At 42.8% G+C, this 19,362-nt stretch carries 14 protein-coding genes; 4 read left to right on the top strand and 10 right to left on the bottom strand.

Annotation, left to right across the window (positions count from 1 at the left end):
- Nucleotides 1-126: 126 nt before the first annotated feature.
- The 4 genes from KA713_17305 to KA713_17290 form a co-directional block, all read right to left on the bottom strand.
- Complete coding sequence (locus tag KA713_17305) at nt 127-2,754, bottom strand: ABC transporter permease (protein ID UXE66190.1); 2,628 nt, start codon at nt 2,752-2,754, stop codon at nt 127-129.
- Nucleotides 2,747-5,395: an ABC transporter permease gene (locus KA713_17300; GenBank protein ID UXE66189.1), complete on the bottom strand. Its 2,649-nt coding sequence runs from the start codon at nt 5,393-5,395 to the stop codon at nt 2,747-2,749. The genes KA713_17305 and KA713_17300 overlap by 8 nt, the downstream gene beginning before the upstream one ends.
- Nucleotides 5,388-8,012 carry an ABC transporter permease gene (locus KA713_17295; protein UXE66188.1) on the bottom strand — a complete coding sequence of 875 codons (2,625 nt, stop codon included), beginning with the start codon at nt 8,010-8,012 and terminating at the stop codon, nt 5,388-5,390. The genes KA713_17300 and KA713_17295 overlap by 8 nt, the downstream gene beginning before the upstream one ends.
- Nucleotides 8,013-8,118: 106 nt before the next feature.
- Nucleotides 8,119-8,445, bottom strand: a complete 327-nt coding sequence (locus KA713_17290) for a helix-turn-helix transcriptional regulator (GenBank protein ID UXE66187.1) — start codon at nt 8,443-8,445, stop codon at nt 8,119-8,121.
- Between the two features lie 176 nt (nt 8,446-8,621).
- Here KA713_17290 and KA713_17285 point away from each other — a divergent pair, with 176 nt between their 5' ends.
- Nucleotides 8,622-10,088, top strand: coding sequence for a carboxypeptidase (locus tag KA713_17285; protein ID UXE66186.1), 1,467 nt, complete (start codon nt 8,622-8,624; stop codon nt 10,086-10,088).
- Nucleotides 10,089-10,162: 74 nt separating this feature from the next.
- Here KA713_17285 and KA713_17280 read toward each other — a convergent pair whose 3' ends face one another.
- From KA713_17280 to KA713_17270, 3 genes are all read right to left on the bottom strand, one after another.
- Nucleotides 10,163-10,573, bottom strand: coding sequence for a heme-binding protein (locus tag KA713_17280; GenBank protein UXE66185.1), 411 nt, complete (start codon nt 10,571-10,573; stop codon nt 10,163-10,165).
- On the bottom strand, nt 10,560-13,430 hold the full coding sequence (uvrA, locus tag KA713_17275) for an excinuclease ABC subunit UvrA (protein UXE69177.1): 2,871 nt from the start codon (nt 13,428-13,430) through the stop codon (nt 10,560-10,562). The genes KA713_17280 and uvrA overlap by 14 nt, the downstream gene beginning before the upstream one ends.
- 88 nt (nt 13,431-13,518) lie before the next feature.
- The gene (locus tag KA713_17270; GenBank protein ID UXE66184.1) at nt 13,519-13,905 is read right to left on the bottom strand and encodes a hypothetical protein; all 387 of its coding nucleotides are present in this window, start codon (nt 13,903-13,905) and stop codon (nt 13,519-13,521) included.
- 190 nt (nt 13,906-14,095) lie between these two features.
- Between KA713_17270 and KA713_17265 the strand changes: the two genes are divergently transcribed.
- From KA713_17265 to KA713_17255, 3 genes are all read left to right on the top strand, one after another.
- Nucleotides 14,096-14,749 (top strand): RNA polymerase sigma factor, encoded by a 654-nt coding sequence (locus KA713_17265; protein ID UXE66183.1) that lies wholly within the window; start codon nt 14,096-14,098, stop codon nt 14,747-14,749.
- Complete coding sequence (locus KA713_17260) at nt 14,670-14,900, top strand: hypothetical protein (GenBank protein UXE69225.1); 231 nt, start codon at nt 14,670-14,672, stop codon at nt 14,898-14,900. The genes KA713_17265 and KA713_17260 overlap by 80 nt, the downstream gene beginning before the upstream one ends.
- Before the next feature lie 145 nt (nt 14,901-15,045).
- Nucleotides 15,046-15,702: a hypothetical protein gene (locus KA713_17255; protein ID UXE66182.1), complete on the top strand. Its 657-nt coding sequence runs from the start codon at nt 15,046-15,048 to the stop codon at nt 15,700-15,702.
- On the opposite strand, the gene KA713_17250 is transcribed toward KA713_17255, so the two are convergent.
- The 3 genes from KA713_17250 to KA713_17240 all read right to left on the bottom strand — a co-directional run bounded on the left by KA713_17250 (nt 15,687) and on the right by KA713_17240 (nt 19,211).
- Nucleotides 15,687-16,520 (bottom strand): alpha/beta hydrolase, encoded by an 834-nt coding sequence (locus tag KA713_17250; protein UXE66181.1) that lies wholly within the window; start codon nt 16,518-16,520, stop codon nt 15,687-15,689. The genes KA713_17255 and KA713_17250 overlap by 16 nt on opposite strands.
- 19 nt (nt 16,521-16,539) lie before the next feature.
- Nucleotides 16,540-17,130 carry a TetR/AcrR family transcriptional regulator gene (locus KA713_17245; GenBank protein UXE66180.1) on the bottom strand — a complete coding sequence of 197 codons (591 nt, stop codon included), beginning with the start codon at nt 17,128-17,130 and terminating at the stop codon, nt 16,540-16,542.
- A 92-nt stretch (nt 17,131-17,222) separates the two neighbouring features.
- A complete protein-coding gene (locus KA713_17240; protein ID UXE66179.1) occupies nt 17,223-19,211 on the bottom strand; it encodes a sensor histidine kinase in 1,989 nt (662 codons plus the stop codon).
- Nucleotides 19,212-19,362 lie beyond the last annotated feature (151 nt).

The following is a 19,362-nucleotide window of genomic DNA, read 5'->3' as shown; positions in this document are numbered from 1 at the left end:
GAGTATCCGGCCGCCAGAGTTACCAGTACCAAAAGAAAAACCCCGAAGCTTCCTTCGATTTCTTCGTGGAGGTGCGCGGGGCAGAACCAGTTAAGAAATAACAAAGCAAAACCAAATAACCTACCGTTACTCATACTTTAATGACTTCACTGGATCAGACTTAGCCGTTTTAAATGATTGGGCGCAAACCATAACTATTGTTATACAGAATAGAGCAAGAATTGGGACAACAAACATCCACCCATCTACATCAATACGGTAAGCAAATCCGCTTAGCCATTGGGATATAAACATGTAGCTGACAGGAATGCCTAATCCAAATGCTATTATCATTAGCAAAGCGTACTCACGAGAGATTAAAGCAAGGATATTGGAAACAGAAGCACCCAATACCTTTCTAATGCCTATCTCCTTATTTCTTTTGGTTACGCTAAGTGACACCAGGCCCAGCACGCCCGTTAAAACAATAATCAGTATTAGAACCGAAGCAAAGGCTGTGGCTTTTCGTAGTTGAAGTTCGGTCTGATAGGTAATGGCCAACCGATCTTCGGTGAACGCATAAACAAAGGGATCGTTGGGAAAAATATTTTTCCAAAGGCGTTCTACTTCTTGAACAGATTGCACAATGCTTCCCGGGTTTAGTTTAAAAGAAAAATACCGATAAGCCTGAAAGTCGCGATTGTGCGTGAAGGCCACCGGCTTTATTTTCTCATGCATCGACTCAAAATGAAAATCTTTGACAATGCCTGCTACAGTAAACTGTTGATCGGAAAACTGAATATCTAGTTTATCGCCCACCTGGATGCCCAATGCTTTCTGTGCCGATTCATTCAAGACCAACCGATTGGTCTGGAAAGGTTCGCCCTCATCAAAGAAAAATTTCCCGTCCAAAAGTTTTAATCCATAGACGTTCGCATACGCTTCATCGGCACTGCTCATGCTGGTGAGTATTCCTTTCTCAGTCGGTTGGCCTGCATGGTTAATGTTGGCTTTGTATGGTTCAAAATTAAAATTGGGTGATCCCCACGAAAGTGAAACGGACTTTATCTTGGGCGAAGTCAGAAACTCTCTTTTTGCCACATCCATTTTGTTCATTCCTTCTTCCGTCCATATCCGCGGCAGCGATGACGCAATCAAAACATGTGATTTATCATAACCCAAATCAGTTTCCATGAAATAGGAAATCTGCCTTGACATAACAAACGAAGTGATAAGGGTAAACACTGCCACAAGGAATTGAAACCCAACTAACCCTCGCGAAAAGCGAAGCGTACCTTTCACCGAATTGAATTTCCCTTTTAGCGACTCGATCGCTCCCGTAGATGCTAAATAGAATGAAGGATAGATTCCAGCCAGGAACCCCACAGCAATCGTGCTTGTCAAAAAGTAAACCCAGAAAAGGAAACTCATTTTCAATAAAGATGGCAATGAAACACCTAAGACATTGGCAAAGTAATTATGAAGAATTTCATAGAGAAGCAACGATACCGTGCCAGAAACAGTTGCGAGCAGCAATGACTCCGACAAAAACTGAATAAGCACGTGCCCCTTGACACCACCAATAACTTTGCGTACACCCACTTCCTTTAGCCGCGAAAAAGAACTCGCAATGGAAATATTGATAAAATTGGTAACCGCCAGTAACAAAATGAACGCAACAATCACCATCAGGGATACAATAAGCTTTTGAACAGCTCCGTGATTTGTGAGCAAATAATAATTGCTCAACGGATCAAGTACAATAGTTTTGTCGTTGCTGATGTCTTTAGGGGCATCCTTTTGTAATATTTTATTGAGAACAGCAGTTGCCTCAACAGGCGATGCCCCATCCGTTAGTTTTAAATAGGTAATGATGCCAGTATTCCATTCGTCCTGGAAGCCAAGATTAAAGTCTGTCCGACTTTCTTGTGGCAAAAAGATCTGTGCATCCGAGTTCATAAAGTCGGTGACCGAATTCTTTTCCTGTACATCTGCGATCACGGCTGTAATCAAATGCTCTTTTGATCCGCTTACTTCAGTACTCAGCGTTAGCGATTCGCCTGTCACATCGGATCTATCAAAAAATTGCCGAGCAATCTTTTCGGTGATTACGATTGTGTTGGGTTTGTTCAGCGCACTTTGTGGATCCCCATGCAAAATGTGAAATCCGAACATGTCAAAAAAAGTAGAGTCCCCAATCATACTCTGCAAACGAAAATGTTTGTCGCTTTTGGAAACGGTTATAGCCCGATCACGAAAGCGATAGTAGTTTTCAAATAAGGTTGGGTACTGCTCAATCGCTGCCTGACCCAATAGAGCAGGTACAAAAAAAGGCGGCTGGTTGCCTTCGTTGGTTTTGTAATGGGTCTCCAAAAGGTAGAGGCGATCCACGTCTTTCAAATCGGTGTTCACCTGCAGTTCGCCCCAAATGAAAATCCCGGTAAGCAAAGCAAAGGTAATTCCCACGGTGAGGCCTAGCATTGTGATAGCAGAATAGAATTTTTGTTTAATCATATTCCTCAGCATGATTTTGAAATAACTTCTGTACATATAAGATTGATTTAATTCCATTGAAAACCTATTCCTCAACAAAATACCCGGCCTAAAAAACCTCACCACATTCCACATTAATCTCCGCTTCGCTTTTCTTTCTCCAACCGTTTTCACATCGCGATTGAATTTTTGAATGAGGTCGCCTTCGATTTCTTCATGCAAATGGGGAGGGCAGAACCAATTCAAAATCCTGAGTGCAGTATGACGGTGCTCATTACTCATACCTTAAGCTATCAACCGGGTTTTGGCTGGCGGCTCGAATTGACTGAAAAACGGTGGTGGATAAGCCCATCGCCATTAGTATAATCAATGGCACGATGAACAAGAGGTATGTGATATCAATCCTGAATGCGTACTGCGCCAACCACCATCTTATCAAATAATAACTTAAGGGGATGCCGACAAATGCCGAAAGCCCAATGGGCAGTAGAAAATTTCCGCAGAGTTCGAACGTTATGGTAGAGATACCTGCGCCCAAAATTTTCTTAATGCCAATCTCTTTTGTCTTTTTATGGATGGTGTGGACTGAGAGTGAGAAAAGACCGAGGCAGGCAATCATAATCGCGATAACTGAGAAAAGCCCGATGCTCTGACCCATCAACACATCGGCTTGGTATTGTCGATTGAAAAAGTCATCCAAAAAGAAATATTCAAATGGTTTATGCGGAAAATGCTTCTTCCAGATTTTTTCAACTTGCTCTAACTGTTTTGGAATATTTCCATCGGTCATGGCGAGAGTAAGAAATTTCATGTAGCCCGCCCCGGTGATATACATGGACGGACTGATGTTTTCATGAAGCCCGGCTTCGTGGAATGATTCTACCACGCCAATGATCTCCCGCTCTCCGAAGGTCAAAACCTTTTTACCAATGGCCTCTTCAGGGGAATTGAAACCCAATTGCTTGATCACTTCGCCATTCGCGATAATAGAATTTCCGTTGTTAAGCGAAGAAGTATAATTGCGACCTGCTATCAACTTCAAATCGAATGCTTCGATAAAATCCTCATCCACACGAGACAAGTTGGCCCGAATAACCGGATTGCTTTCGTCTCCAGCCAAACGACTTGAGCCGCGCCATTCATTTTTCCTTCCCGGGATATCGGACGAAATTGTAGAAACCCTGCAAAAGGAATGGGATCTCAACTCATTCTTTATAGAAGTAATTTTCTGGAGAAACAGCGTATCAATTTCCTCTCCGGGTGCCGGCAGTACTTTTACCACAAGTTTCCGCTCGATGCCAAAACCTAAGTCCTTGGTCTGCATGAACGTGATTTGTTGGAACAAAGTGTAGGTTGCGATAATCAAAATCAATGAAATAGCAAACTGAGCTGTTACCAATGCTCTTTGTAAATTTGACTTCCTTTCGCGCACGGTCAAACCCTTCAATGCCTCGTATACTTTGTAACGAATGAGCATAAACGCAGGGTAAAAGCTGGAGAGAATGGAGACTGTCACTATAAAGATGATAAGAGCTACCCAGAAAATGGGCTGTGAAAACATCGTAAGTGAAATTGACGACTCAAAGAGATCATTGAACTTTGGATAAAGAAGCCACACGAGTAATATGCCACATGCAGCCGATAGCAGATTGATGATGAACGACTCCATTAAAAATTGTGACGACAATTGCGTTTTAGACGAGCCAATGGTTTTGCGGATACCCACTTCTTTTACACGATCCAGCGAGCGCGAAGTGTTCAGATTGATTTGATTGATGACAGCGATCACAATGATGAAGCAGGCTACAATCAACAGACCATAAACAATGTTTCGGTTTCCGTTGGCCTTCATCTCCCCATCCAAATGCGAGTCGAGGTGGATGGTCTCAAGCGGTTGCAATTCAAACTCCGATTTCGAGTTCGGATGTTGTTTGTAGTATTCTCCAGTATACGATTTAGCGAATTGCGGCAACCGTTCTTTTACTCGCTGCAGATCATGAACATCCTTCAGCAATACATAATTATAGAAGCCATCCCACGTAAATAAACTACGCTCTTCATAGACATCAAACCATGATAACAATACGTCAAACTGTAAATGCGAGTTGGCGGGTAGATCGTTAAACACACCGGTGACTATGATATCGCTTTCACCCACATTTCCCTTTAAGGTTTCTCCCACTACATCCAGTCTCCCAAAATATTTCAGGGCTGTTGACTTTGACAGAATGACTTTGTCTTTGCCATTTAATGCGGAGGCATCGTCTCCATAAATAAAATCGAGATCAAATACTTTGCAGAACGTACTGTCGGCACAGTAGGAATTAGGCTCTGTAAAACTTCTCCGCTCACCAGATTTGTCAATGGCTGTAAAGACCGGCTCAACGTTTATACTAACAGGAAACAATCGGCCCACCTGTTCTATCTCTGGGAAGTAGTCCTTCATCGCAAGACCAACTTCAGGAAAGGTCATTGCTTTTTTGTAAAGCAAATCTCCTTTTGTATAGCGATTGTGTTGGAGGCGATAGATGTTTTTGTGCCTTGGAAAAAACTTATCGTAGCTCAATTCAAACTTGGCATACTCCAGCACTAGGATGCAGGCCGCAATGCTGATGCAGAGCCCCAAAACACTGACACCCAAAAACAGTTTGTTGCGCGAGAATACACGGAACGTAAACGTCAATTGACTTTGAATCATAGTCTTTTGAAAAAGGTTATTTGAAAACTTATTCCTCAACAAAATACCCGGCCTAAAAAACCTCACCACATTCCACATTAATCTCCGCTTCGCTTTTCTTTCTCCAACCGTTTTCACATCGCGATTGAATTTTTGAATGAGGTCGCCTTCGATTTCTTCGTGGAGGTGCGCGGGGCAGAACCAGTTAAGGAGCCGAATAGGAAATATCGGTTTGTTGTCATTCATTTTTCAGCGTGCTTGAAGGATTTGTGGTGGCGGTGCGAACGATTTGAAAACCAAGTGTAGCCATTGAGACTAATGCAAGGCACAATACGGCAACAGCAAACACGTCCCAACCAATATCCACTCGATAGGCAAAGTTGGTAAGCAGTTTCCGCATCAACAGGTAGCCCAATGGCGATGCCAGCAGAAAAGCTACACCAATGGTGATGATAAAATCGCGCGAAAGCAGAAGCAATAAAGATTGCACAGAAGCTCCAAACACTTTTCGGATGCTTATTTCTTTGGTTCGCTGCGTGGCGACATAGCTCACCAATCCCCACAGACCAAGGCAGGAAATCAGTATGGCCATCAGCGCAAAAACTTTAAATAAACTGTAAATCCTTTCCGTGAGTTGATAAAAGTGTTTGATTTGCTGGTCTAGGAATTTAACTTCAAACACGCTCTCCGGAAAATGCTTTTTCCACTCCCGCTCAATGGCCTCAATAGTCTGAGCGAAGTTACTTCCTTTCTCAATTTTGATGTTCACTTGCTGATAGAGACTCAGACCTTGCGTGATAAGGGTAGGCGAGACACCAAACATCAGTGGCTCGGTGTGGAAATTTGAAACCACACCGGTGATTTCCGCGTTGCTGCCCCACCAAAAATGTTTGCCAATGGCTTCACTGGGCGACCCCAAGTTTAGTTTCGCCAGCAAGTCTTCATTCACCACCACTTTTGTTGTGCCAGATTCATTCTGAAGGGATTCTGGTATGAACTCAGAAGGCTGCGGAATACGACCGCTCAGAAGTTTGAGATTGTAAAAGGAAAAGAACCGCTCATCTGCGTGGATGGCGCATACGGAATATCGCTGCTCACTGGTAGCACTTTGACTAATTGTGTTCCACCAATGGTCGTTGCTGATAGGTGCTGTACGCGAAAGCGAAACATCTTTTACGCCAGACAATTGATGAAGGCCTTGCAATAGATTTTGCGCTTTGCTTGCATCTTCTACTGCGACTGTTACTATGTTGTCCTTTTCAAAACCGAGGTCTTTCTCGTGAATATAGTTCACTTGCGCAGCAATCACCAATACGGCAATTATCAAAATGGTGGACAATACAAATTGGACCGTCACCAGCGATTTGCGAAGCCATGCGCCAGAACTTTTTCCCGAAACAAAATTCGACTTGAGCGTGGCGATCGGATTGAAGCGGGAGATGAACCATGCAGGATAAATTCCAGTAAGTAGAGATATGATAATGATTCCTCCCGCTAAAAGCGCAATCGTTTTGATTGACCAAACTCTCTGCCATGGAATTTGTGCATCCACGATCATATTTACTCTATCAATCGACAACGAAGAAATGAGAATGGCCAGTCCGGCCGCAATAGTTATAATCACAAATGCATCCATCAAAAACTGCACAACCAATTGATTGTTTTTTGCGCCAATGGACTTGCGTATGCCTACTTCTTTGGCTCGCGTAAAGGCGCGGGCAGTCGATAGGTTTAGGAAGTTAACGCACGCCAGCAGCAACACAACGCCACCGATGCCCACAAAAAACCAAAGCCATGAACGATTGATGGCACTTACCCACGGGCCACCGCCAAAATGCTTTGTATCGAAATGTATTTCGCGCAATGGTTGAACTTCAAAAGTGCCTTTTATTTTTTCACTTAATGTGGGGGATGAATTTATGTTTTGCTCAGAGAGCTTTTTTAACTGCGTGGTAATATTTTGTATATCCGCATTCTCTTGAATACGTATGTATGTTGAAGCTTGAAGTTTTACCCAAGTGAAGTCACCAAAGAACCAAGTATCTCCGTTTTCCAACAGCACATCATTGTCTAAATATGAAATCAGCATCGAAGCGGGCAGGCTGGTGTTAGAAGGTGGATCGCGAAAAATTCCGCCCACGGTAATGAGAAATTTATTTTTGAATTTAATGGTTTTGCCTATAGGCTCATCATCGCCAAAAAGTTTCTTGGCAGTTGATTCAGAAATAAGTGCATGGTGCGGTTTGGCCAAGATTTGATGGCCATCGCCTTGTAGTATGTCAATATCAAAAATGTTGAGAAAGTCTGGCTCAACAGCAAGGATGTGGTTTTGCTTGAGGATTTTCTGAGGACTGACTTCAATTGTTGTTTCAAACAGTGCGCGCGTCAATGCGACTTTTTCAATGCCCGCTACCAGCCCGCGAATGGCTTGTGCGAGCGGCAGTGGCGTGGCGTACAAATGAAAATCGATTTCACTTTCTCTGAAAACAGAGTTTATCCGATAGATCCTTTCGGTAGAATGATGGTACGAATCGAAACCAAGCTGGAACTGCACGAACAAGCCAATCAACAAGCAAACAGTAATGGCCAACGTGAGCCCCAAAATATGTATAGCTGAATTCGTTTTTTGCTTTAGCAGATGCCGAACGGAGAATCGAAAATTATGTATCAACATATGGTTTATGTTTTTAGTCTTTAGAAATCTATTCCTCAACAAAATACCCGGCCTAAAAAACCTCACCACATTCCACATTAATCTCCGCTTCGCTTTTCTTTCTCCAACCGTTTTCACATCGCGATCGAATTTCTGAATGAGATCACCTTCGATTTCTTCGTAGAGGTGGGTTGGGCAGAACCATTTCAAAAGTCTTAAACTTTTATGAGTTTGATTTTTGCGATAATCATGATTATTCATTGCTTGGATATGATTGGACGTTCATGTTAAATCAGCAGCACCATACTAATCATCGTTAAGACATCTTCAATTGCGGTACCATCTTCCACAACTCAACGCGCGATTCCTTCATCGCTTTCAACATCGCCATGCCAGCACTGGTAATCGCAAAAATCCTTTTTCGCCTGCCTCCTCGCTCGTTTGTTCCTCCACCCATACTTGATTTGATGTAGCCTTTATCCTCTAACCGATACAGCGTGACATGGACAGCACTCAAATTCACTTCGCGCTTCAATCGCGTTTCTATTTCTTCTGCGATGGCTGCTCCGTACGCGTCCTCTTGTAATGCCGCCACCATGGTCAAAACCAATTCTTCAAATTCGCCCAAAAATTCTTTCGCCATATCCTTATATTTAGTATATACTTATATTTTGTTAAGCAAATAACAAAAAAAATGGAACTTTTCAAATGTATCATTAGAATTTAACCGCTCATAAAGGCAAATGCGCATTTAAAATTCAGCTTTCCCTTTACCGAAAAGGCTGCGTATTTTAGCTTTCTAATAAATCGACAACTAAAATGAAGTCTACATTTACCTTTCTGCTGATTTTTTTTTCCATTAGCCTTTTTGCGCAAGAGCGCGTACTTCCCGCGGAGTCTGCAGTAAACTCTACAGGCACTGTAACCATCAAAGGCAAACCCGTTCCTTATAAAGTAACGGCCGGAACGCAACCCGTTTGGAATGCTGAAGGCAAGCCAAGTGCTTCGTTGTTTTATATTTATTATGAGCGCACCGATGTTACCAATAAAAGTACGCGGCCATTGGTGATTTCATTTAACGGTGGGCCAGGCTCTGCATCGGTGTGGATGCACGTGGCCTACACGGGACCGAAACAATTGAACATCGATTCGGAAGGCTACCCGGTGCAGCCTTATGGCGTGCGCGATAATCCGCATTCCATTTTGGATGTTGCCGATATCGTTTATGTCGATCCCGTGAACACAGGCTTTTCACGCATCTTAGATCCCAAAGCAGAAAAGTCAACTTTTTTTGGCGTGAACGCAGATATCAAATACCTCGGTGATTGGGTCGATAATTTTGTTTCCCGCCAAGGCCGCTGGACTTCACCTAAATATTTGATTGGCGAAAGCTACGGCACTACACGTGTTTCTGGATTGGCGTTGGAATTGCAAAATGCGCATTGGATGTATTTGAACGGTGTGATTTTGGTTTCGCCAACCGAGTTGGGAATAAAACGTGATGGTGCCGTAAACGATGCGCTATCACTCCCGTACTATACTGCAGCCGCTTGGTATCAAAAAGTACTTGCCCCCGACCTGCAACAAAAAGATTTGAACGAGGTGCTGGCCGAGTCAGAGCAATTTACCATTGATGAATTTATTCCCGCGTTGGCAAGGGGTGGATTTTTGGACGAGCAAAAGAAAAAACAAATCGCGGCAAAAGTTTCGCGTTTTTCTGGTCTATCGGAGCGCACGGTGTTGCATCATAATTTAGCTGTGCCCACTAATTATTTTTGGAAAGATCTATTGCGCGAAAAAGGGTTTACCGTTGGCCGATTGGATTCGCGCTATTTAGGCATCGACAAACAACAAGCAGGAAGCAGTCCAGATTACAATTCAGAATTGACTTCCTGGCTGCACGCCTTCACGCCAGCCATCAACTATTATTTGCGCGATGTATTGAAATACAAAACTGATTTGCAGTATAATATGTTTGGCCCCGTTCGTCCATGGGACAATTCAAATGACAACACCGGTGAAAACCTTCGCATGGCCATGGCCGAAAATCCGTACATGCACGTGATGATTCAAAGTGGCTACTACGATGGTGCGACTACATACTTCGATGCTAAATATTCAATGTGGCAACTAGACCCCAGTGGAAGAATGAAAGATCGCTTGCGCTTTGAAGGCTACCGCAGTGGCCACATGATGTATTTGCGAGCGGAAGATTTGGCAACCTCCAACGAGCATATTCGCGATTTTATTAAGAAGAGTACACCGAGCGGTTCGGCTAAGTACTAACTGTTTATCGTCTGAGATTTATTTTTGCTTTGCGAAATGTTAAAACCCGAAAGGGGGAGGTATTCTGCTGCAAATCAGCCGTAAACTTTTGTAATGGCTGCTTGTGCAATTCGCTCGTCTTCTGCCTCTGAAAGACCGCTTACACCAATTCCGCCAATCACTTTTGAATTTTGCAGAATGGGGAGCCCGCCACCAAAGCCTGTAATTCTAAGATCTCCCCAATATGCTGGTGGGCGACTCTTGGCAATCATACCTTCGCCCATCTCCCTTGTAGATTTTCGATCGCGTGCTGAAGTGTAGGCTTTGTTTTGTGCAATGGTAGAAGAAGCGGGAGACGCCTCATCCATTCGCAGAAAGGAAATCAGTTCACCCTCTGGGCCACAGACAGCCACTGCGACTTGTTTGTTTATTTTTTCAGCCTCTACCACCACTTGCTCAATCAAGAGCAATGCTTCTTTCGAACTAATCTTACTAATTTGATTCATATTTTTTTCTTAAAAATTCCGATGTATAGCCTTTTCCTTTCTTCACCATCTCCTCGGGTGTACCTTCAAATAAAAGTTGCCCGCCATTTTTTTCTCCGCCTTCTGGGCCGAGGTCAATAATCCAATCGGCACATTTGATTACCTCCATGTTATGCTCAATTACCATCACGCTGTGCCCTTCATCCACTAAGGCATTCATTGCTTTCAATAGTTTTGAAATATCATGAAAATGCAGTCCGGTTGTAGGCTCATCAAAAATAAAAAGAATGTGGTCACCTTTCTCGGGTGAGTTCTTACCTAAAAAAGAAGCTAGCTTTACACGCTGTGCTTCCCCACCCGAAAGCGAGTTGGAGGACTGCCCCAACTTCACATAACCTAAGCCCACATCAAAAAGTGGAAGGATTCTATCGCACACGGGTTTCTTGTCTTTGAAAAATTCCAAGCCCTCTTCCACCGTCATGTCCAGCACATCGGCAATCGATTTACCTTTGTGTTCTACCTCCAATACTTCTTGCTTAAAGCGTTTGCCATGGCAACTTTCGCATTCCAAAAAGATGTCGGCCATAAACTGCATCTCTACTTTTATTTCACCTTCCCCTTCGCACGTTTCGCACCGGCCGCCTTCTACATTGAACGAAAAGTGAGAAGGTTTGTAGCCGCGCTGCTTGGCCATTGGTTGGTCGGCATATAAGTTTCGGATCACATCGTATGCTTTGACGTAACTAATGGGATTGGAGCGCGATGATTTTCCAATGGGATTTTGGTCAACAAATTCAATTTGCTTGATGATGTTAAAGTCGCCAACCAGTTGGTCGTATTTGCCAGGCGTGTCGCCAATATTGCCGGTTAATCTGCCCAGTGCCGGATACAATACTTTTTTGATGAGTGTTGATTTTCCAGAGCCGCTCACTCCCGTGACAACGGTAAGCACACCCAATGGAAATTTTATTTTCAAATTTTTAAGATTGTTTTCCCGCGCCCCTATTAGTGTGATGGAGTCTTTCCATTTTCTGCGCTGCTTGGGTATGGAAATTTCATCGGTGCCAAACAAATACTCGGCTGTGTGCGATTGCGTTTTTGCGGTAATGTCTTTGATGCTTCCCTGAAAAACCAAATGGCCACCGTGCGAACCCGCATCGGGACCGATGTCGATGATTTGGTCAGCTGCGCGCATGATTTCTTCCTCGTGCTCCACCACAATCACCGTATTGCCCATGTCGCGAAGAGATTTCAGTACTTCCACCATGCGGGCCGTGTCGCGAGGGTGTAGGCCAATGCTCGGTTCGTCCATAATGTACATGGAGCCCACCAACGCGCTGCCGAGCGAAGTTGCTAATTTGATGCGCTGAAATTCTCCACCCGATAAAGTGGAGGTAACACGGTTGAGTGTGAGATAACCCAAGCCTACTTTCACCATGTATTCTAATCGCGTTTTGATTTCTGTCAAAATCCGATCCGAAACTTTTTGTTCGTACGCAGGAAGGTTTAAGTTTTCAAAAAATACCAACGCGTCTTCCAAGGGCATCAATACTAAATCGGTAATGGAAGTATCCGCAATCTTTACATAGGCTGCGTCTTTGCGCAACTTTGTGCCACGACAATCAGGGCAAGTGGTTCTGCCACGGTAGCGCGAAAGCATAACCCTGTATTGAATTTTATGTGTCTTTGATGCGAGGTAGCGAAAGAATTCGTGCAAGCCATCGAAGTGTTCGTTACCGGTCCAGAGCAAGTCATATTGCTTTCTACTCAACTCACTTATCGGCCGGTGCACCGGAAAATCGAACTTGATTCCATTTTTCAACAAAGGCTTTGCCCACTCACTCATCACTTCTCCCCGCCAAGGGGCAATAGCACCTTCATAAACCGAAAGGCTTTTATCTGGAATCACCAAGTCTTCATCAATGCCAAGAATTTTTCCAAAGCCTTCGCAGGTTTGGCAGGCACCAAAGGGATTATTGAAGCTAAACAGATTGATGGAAGGCTCGGTAAAACTGATGCCATCCAACTCAAATCGATCAGAGAAATTTTTCTTGGCCTGACCCTCGATATAAATTACGCAATCCCCTTGGCCTTCAAAGAAAGCCGTTTGACCAGAGTCTGATAATCGGAAGGTGAGGTCTTCATCACTTGCGTTGATGGCTGCGCGGTCAATTAGAATGTTCACTTCTCCTTCAACCTTCTTAGCTTTTGCCGATGTCTTCTTTTTTGGTGCTTCTTCTTCCGTTGGCGCTCCCACCAATTCTTCAATAAACTTTACTTCACCATCGATCAAAACTCTAGCAAACCCTTTGCTCAAAAGGAGATTTAATTCGTCTGCTAGCTTTCTTCCTTTTTGGATTTTTAGGGGGCAGGCCACCATCACACGCGTGCCTTCTTTTTGTTTGTTGATAAATTCTACTACATCCGTTACGGTATCGCGCTTTACTTCATTTCCGCTCACGGGCGAATAGGTTTTGCCTATTCGGGCGAAGAGCAGTTTTAAGTAATCATAAATTTCAGTAGTAGTGCCAACGGTGGAGCGAGGATTGCGGGTGTTTACTTTTTGCTCAATGGCAATGGCTGGCGAAACTCCACGGATATAATCGACCTCGGGTTTTTCCATCCGCCCCAAAAACTGGCGGGCATACGAATTCAGACTTTCCACATACATCCGCTGGCCTTCGGCAAACAACGTATCAAAAGCCAACGATGATTTGCCGGAGCCTGAAAGACCTGTAATTACCACTAACTTATTGCGGGGGATGGCAACGCTTAAATTTTTTAGGTTATTTACCCTTGCCCGCTTGATGATGATGTATTCTTTGGGGTCGAGGTCGTCTAGCTCAGTATCGGAAAAAGGAAGGGTTGGCTTGGTCATAAAGGATGCAAAAATAAAAAACACCATCGTGTAGGATGGTGTTCACGCAACTTAATGTTTATTCTTGTTTATTTTTTGCAAACGCTGCTTAATTATCAAAATCCGGATCGTAACTAGCTTCTTTGCTGCGGCCTCCACCATCTCCTTCATCGTCAAACCCATCGCCATCGCTGTCACTACCGCTTTCAAAATCAGGTTCAGCCCCTGCTCGCACGTCATCATCGGCATCAAATTCTTGCCGTTCACCCGAATCCACATCATATCCGCCCTCGCTGTTTTTGGTCACAGGCACTTTCACCAATACTACGGCATCTTCCGTCTCGATGGGGAAAACGAAAATGGGTTCCTTTTTTGCATTTGTGATTCGAGTAATGCTCGCTTCGTACCCGTTCGGATATTGCTCGTGGACTAATTCCTTGAGATCTTCAGTGAGATTTTCTAAACTTTTGATAAGTTTCTTCTTCGCAACGGCCATGATTCTTGTTTATTGTGAAAAACGGCTCAATTAGCGAAAGAATTTACACTACAGGCAAGATTTTTCCAATTTTTTTTTGTTTTTCTTCAATTTCATTTTAATTTGAACATAATTACGAAGCATTTCGAAATTAACAACTAAACCCACACACTATCGAGCGACAAGTTTACGTTACCTAAACGCAAGACAGATGATTGACAGCAGATGCAGCGATAGCCAGTTGGTGACGCTCTATCAAACCGGTAACGAAGAGGCGTTCGAAATGCTACTTCACAGACACAAGTCCCGTATTTATACGGCCATTTATTTAATAGTAAAAGATCGCTACGAGGCCCAGGATCTTCTCCAGGACACCTTTATTAAAGCGCTCAACACTATACAAAGTGGTCGCTATAACGAAGAAGGTAAATTCCTTCCCTGGATTTGCCGCATTGCACATAATTTGGCCATCGACCACTTCAGGCGCCACAAACGCTATCCTGAGATTACGTTTGAAGATGGAAACAAGGTGTTCGACTCCATGCAATTCGCGGAAGAGTCGTATGAGGCAAAGCAAATGATGCGCGACACACACTCGCGCGTACGAGATTTGATAAAAGAATTGCCTGAAGAGCAAAAGCAAGTGTTGATTATGAGGCACTATTTAGAAATGAGCTTTCAGGAAATAGCCGACCGAACGGGGGTGAGCATCAATACGGCATTGGGGAGGATGCGTTATGCGTTAATCAATTTGAGGAAGAAAATGATTAAAAACCATATAGCCTATGATAAAGACTTTTACCCAAAACGACCTGATCAGATTGCTTTACCACGAAACCTCGGAAGAGGAGACGAGGGAAATTAACAAGGCCCTGCTCTGCGACAGTGAGTTGCAAGCACAGTATGCAGAATTGAAAGAAAGTAAAGAGGCACTTAACGGAGCTGAATTGCAACCGCCACCCTCTACCGTACTCAGCATCTTAAGTTATGCCAGAGGCATGCATCACAAATTGTGAGCTTCGATAAATCAAAAAGGAAAGCCTCTGACCTGTTTCAGGGGCTTTTGTTTTTCAGGTCACTGAAATGTTATTTCTGTCAAACCATTCCACAATTCGGAATAATTCACTCAGTGTTTTCGAACATTTATTGTATCCTTGAAGCATGGAAACAGAAAAAATCCTTTCGCTCATGCTTCTTATGCACATAGCCGGGGGCACTGTTGCTTTGGTCAGTGGGGTAGTAGCCATGCTTACAGAAAAGGGCGGCAAAGCCCATCGATTGGCAGGCAAAATTTATTTTGGTGGAATGACTGCTGTTTTTGTTGGAGCTGTGATTGTGGCGATTGGTCATCGTAAAGACTTCTTACTGATGGTAGGATTTTTCAGTTACTACCTCACCGTGCGTGGTTACCGAACTTTATACTTAAAGAAAATTGGCTTGGGGCAGAAGCCAGCAGCCCTCGATTGGTTGATTGTCACGATCTCAGGAATTTTTATATCAGCTTTGTTGATGTATGGACTTTGGATGTTAATAAATGAAAATGGCATGGGCATTCCGGCCATTGTGTTTAGTTTGATTGGCTTGACTTTTCTAGCCATAGATGTACGCAAGTTTTTCAAAGCTCCGCCCAAAATGCATTGGTGGTTTGCCCATATTGGCAGCATGGGTGGCAGTTACATTTCGGCCGTAACAGCTTTTGTGGTGGTAAATATTCAATTGCCCCAATACGGTTGGGTGTTGTGGATTTTACCGACATTAATTGGTAGTGTGATGATTGCCCGCACCATCCGTAAGTATAAAATTCAGTTTGCCAAGTAGGCCACTACTTTTTCAACCAACTCTTTTGACTTTAGATGATGACCAAGCCCTGTGGTAGAAATCAATTGAGAGTTGCTCCAAACTTGCTGCATTGAAACTGCATTTTTGTAAGGAGCCTCCAAATCTTCTGTATCGTGAATGACCAAACCCGGCAGCGAAAGGGTTGCCGCAAAATCTTTTATCTTAAAATAGGATGGAGGCTTGCCAATGGTTTTAATAAAATAGTTTGTGATTAACTCAATCGTTCTGTTGCTCAGCCCAAGTAGTTTGTGATAATAGGTAAAAAAGAACTCTACCTCACCGGGAGCTGCCATTACCACAACTTTGCCAATGTTTAAATCAGGCTTTCGATGCAACGAATAAATGCTTGCAAAACTACCGAACGAATGACTGAGCACGGCATGAAATGAACCTTGACTGATAACAAATTCTTCTAGCAATCCACTATAGTGAGGTAAATTCAAGAAGTCGCCTTCCGATAAGCCGTGGCCTGGGGCATCTAGCGAAAAGATAGTGTATTCCTCCTTGGGGATGGCATTGATTACATACCTCCACCAATAACTATGACTTTGCCAGCCATGAAGCATCAATAGTTTTTTTGCTCCCTTTCCCCATCGATACGCTTGCACTTTTTTACCTGCATAGGTGATGGTGAATTTTTCGTCTGCTTGATTTAAAAATTCCAATTGATGCGGTTTCACCTTTATTCTGCGTGGCCAACAGAAAAGCTCAAAACCTTTTTTGGCAGCTAGGTTAGGCGACAAAAGGGCGAGTGAGTTCAAATAAAGACCGATGGATCTAATGAGTATTTTGTTCATGAATGGGATGAGTTAAGCGTTAAGCTTTTATCTCTTCGATTAATTTTTCTAAATGAGATATCACCAACCGTATATCGCGGTCTGTTTTTGACAGACGGCTCATCATAATAGCACCTTCCAAACTGGCAATGATAACAGTAGCGTAGTATTCTTTATCAATATTCCTCTTTATTTGCCCAAACTTGATGCCATTGCTTAAAATAGTTACAATTGACTCTTTCAATATTTCTAAAATCGAGTATGCTTTCTTGCGTAAATGCGGACTGTGGTCATCGGCTTCTATTGCTACATTTAACAATGGACACCCTCCTGCTATAGGTGACTTTGAAATGTATGATTCGAAAAAATGAATCACACCTTTTAGTTTATCGACAGCATTGTTTTGTTTTTTGATTTGGGCTCGCAGTTTTTCAAACATCACGCCCATTAAATAAACCAACGATTGTTCTTCGAGTTTCTCCTTGTTCTTGAAGTGCCGATAGATGGCGCCTTTGGTAAAGCCAGTGGAATCGGTAATATGGCTAATGGAGGTAGCCTTATAGCCTTGCACATTGAATAAATTGCCCGCATGTTGCAAGATGGCACTTTTGGTTTCAATTGGATTGCGCATACCGCAAAGATACCAATCGGTATCTAATAATAAAAAAATATATCCTAGAGAAAATCAAGAATAAAGAATCAGGAAATGCGTAATGCAAATTACTATGGCCGATGATTATCAGTAGGATGGTTGGGGATGGTAAAGGCAAAGATGCTTCCTTCATTCGGTTTACCTTCTACCCAAATAGTGCCGCCATTACTTTCTACAAAGTCTTTGCAAATCAAAAGGCCCAAGCCTGTGCCTTTTTCATTGGCAGTGCCACGCATACTTTGCACGTGCATCGTAAATAGGTTACCTTTTAACGAGTCTTCTATCCCCCTGCCCGTATCTTTCACATAGTACGTAGTAGTGTCATTAGTTACTTTTACGAAGATCTCAATGAAGCCATTGGTCTCCGTAAATTTGATGGCATTAACCATTAGATTACGAATAACCGTTTTGATCATTTCAACATCTGCATACACAATAGTGTTATCTTTAAGTTGGCTACTCACTTCAATTTTTTTTGCTTCTGCTTGCGGAAGTATTAGGCGCACAATTTCATCAGTTGCATTCTTTAAATTGAAATACGTAAGGCTTATTTTTTCTCCTTCCAATTGACTTCTTGTCCAGGCCAACAGTTCGGATAGAAAATTTTCGTTGTTCGCTAAATTTCTTCTGATTTTCGGCATTAAATCTTTGATTTCCTCCTTGGTAATCATGTCGCGTTCCACCAAATACAAAGCACCGGACAATTGAGATAGAGGGCTTTTTAAATCATGCGATACAATAGTAAAAAGTTTGTCCTTTAACAGATTAAGTTTGCTCAATTTTTCATTTTGCTGTAAAATTTCCTGGGTGCGTTCATTCACTTTTGTTTCAAGGTCTGCCGTTGCTTGCTGTTGAAGTTTTTGATTTTTCTGAAGTTGGTCAATCAACGAGAGTTGCGCCTCTTCGTTTTCTTTTTTTAACCGAGTGTATCTGCTGCTCAGCGCCAAGGCTATCAAAAATGTTTCGCATGCGGCACCTACTTCAGCTAAGTGCGTAGTCCAGAAGTTGTATGGCAGTATTCCGCTATTTCGCAAGGTAAGAGACAGACCCCCTATCAAATAAACAGCCCAAGCGGCCACAAAAAACTGGGCATTCTTGTTCCCTTTTACCCAACAAACAATACCACTAATCAAAAAGATGGGTGTTGCAACCGACATCAAATTATTTCCAGCTGAGGACATCACCTCAGTAGCCACTAGCACTGTAGCCAAAACGGCCAATGGTATCAACAAAAGAAGAACAAAATCCATTGTTTTTGAATAACGCTTGGTCTCTAGAAACCGTCTTGAAAAAATTGAGATTAAAATCACCATGATACCTAGCGACAGCCGCCCAGCATAAAAATTAACATCAGGGTAGTTTGGCCAAAGAAATTTTCCTCCATAGCCAGAGGCCGCAGAGAAAATAGAGAAGGTGCAACAAATGATACAAACGTAAATCAGGTAATTGAGATCTTTGAGGGTTAAGAAGATAACGAGGTTGAATAAAATCATCACGAGCAGTACGCCAAAAAAGATACCATAACCGACATCTTCTAAGCGCGATTTCTCCAGAAATTTTTCTTTTTCAAGTACAAAAAGTGGAATATTTTTTGGACTGCTTCCTGTAACACGGATGAATACTTCACCTTGTGCCCCACCATCAAAATCCAATAGGTATGAAAATGCGGTGTGCGAAATTTCCTTATCAGAGTGTGGTAAGTAATACCCTGAGGAGTTTTTCACCCATTTACCACTTTGTTTCTGATAAAAATGAACAAACTCTAAATAAGGCGCTGGGATTTCCAAGTACCATTGTGTGCCAATCGCTTGGTTGGAAAGTTTCAGTTTTATCCAAATGGGCTTGTTCAGGTAGCCAAAAGTTAAACTACCCGTGCCGCTTGGCTTAAAATGGTATTGAAAAGAGGAATCCATTACTTGATTAAAATCAATAACACCGAGTGAATCGATAAACACCCTTGCATGTTCGTCTAACTGGTAGATCTTTGATGGATCAGAAAGTACGACAGGTTGTTGGGCAGAAGAAAGAAGATTAATCCCCAACAACAAAACTGCTACCAATCTTAAAAGCTTTGCTAAAAAATTACGCGCCACGAATTAAGTTTGTTGTAAATATTACAATAAATAGCTTGTAATAAAAGATACACCGCTCAAACCGAGCTATTCTTAGGAAGCGTTAAAGCAAATGCTTCCTTTCAATCCAAATGATTTC

Origin of the sequence: Chryseotalea sp. WA131a, from assembly GCA_025370075.1 — a bacterium.
Classification (GTDB): Bacteria; Bacteroidota; Bacteroidia; order Cytophagales; family Cyclobacteriaceae; genus ELB16-189.
The sequence above is the reverse complement of the archived record's forward strand: the minus strand, read 5'-3'. Positions and strand labels throughout refer to the sequence as shown.

Bases quoted from the DNA above. Each gene is read 5' to 3' on its own strand.
- KA713_17255 (UXE66182.1), top strand. From the start codon at position 15,046: ATGGAAACAGAAAAAATCCTTTCGCTCATGCTTCTTATGCACATAGCC.
- KA713_17260 (UXE69225.1), top strand. From the start codon at position 14,670: ATGATAAAGACTTTTACCCAAAACGACCTGATCAGATTGCTTTACCAC.
- KA713_17270 (UXE66184.1), bottom strand. From the start codon at position 13,905: ATGGCCGTTGCGAAGAAGAAACTTATCAAAAGTTTAGAAAATCTCACT.
- KA713_17245 (UXE66180.1), bottom strand. From the start codon at position 17,130: ATGCGCAATCCAATTGAAACCAAAAGTGCCATCTTGCAACATGCGGGC.
- KA713_17290 (UXE66187.1), bottom strand. From the start codon at position 8,445: ATGGCGAAAGAATTTTTGGGCGAATTTGAAGAATTGGTTTTGACCATG.
- uvrA (UXE69177.1), bottom strand. From the start codon at position 13,430: ATGACCAAGCCAACCCTTCCTTTTTCCGATACTGAGCTAGACGACCTC.
- KA713_17265 (UXE66183.1), top strand. From the start codon at position 14,096: ATGATTGACAGCAGATGCAGCGATAGCCAGTTGGTGACGCTCTATCAA.
- KA713_17300 (UXE66189.1), bottom strand. From the start codon at position 5,395: ATGAATGACAACAAACCGATATTTCCTATTCGGCTCCTTAACTGGTTC.
- KA713_17250 (UXE66181.1), bottom strand. From the start codon at position 16,520: ATGAACAAAATACTCATTAGATCCATCGGTCTTTATTTGAACTCACTC.
- KA713_17305 (UXE66190.1), bottom strand. From the start codon at position 2,754: ATGAGTAATGAGCACCGTCATACTGCACTCAGGATTTTGAATTGGTTC.
- KA713_17285 (UXE66186.1), top strand. From the start codon at position 8,622: ATGAAGTCTACATTTACCTTTCTGCTGATTTTTTTTTCCATTAGCCTT.
- KA713_17280 (UXE66185.1), bottom strand. From the start codon at position 10,573: ATGAATCAAATTAGTAAGATTAGTTCGAAAGAAGCATTGCTCTTGATT.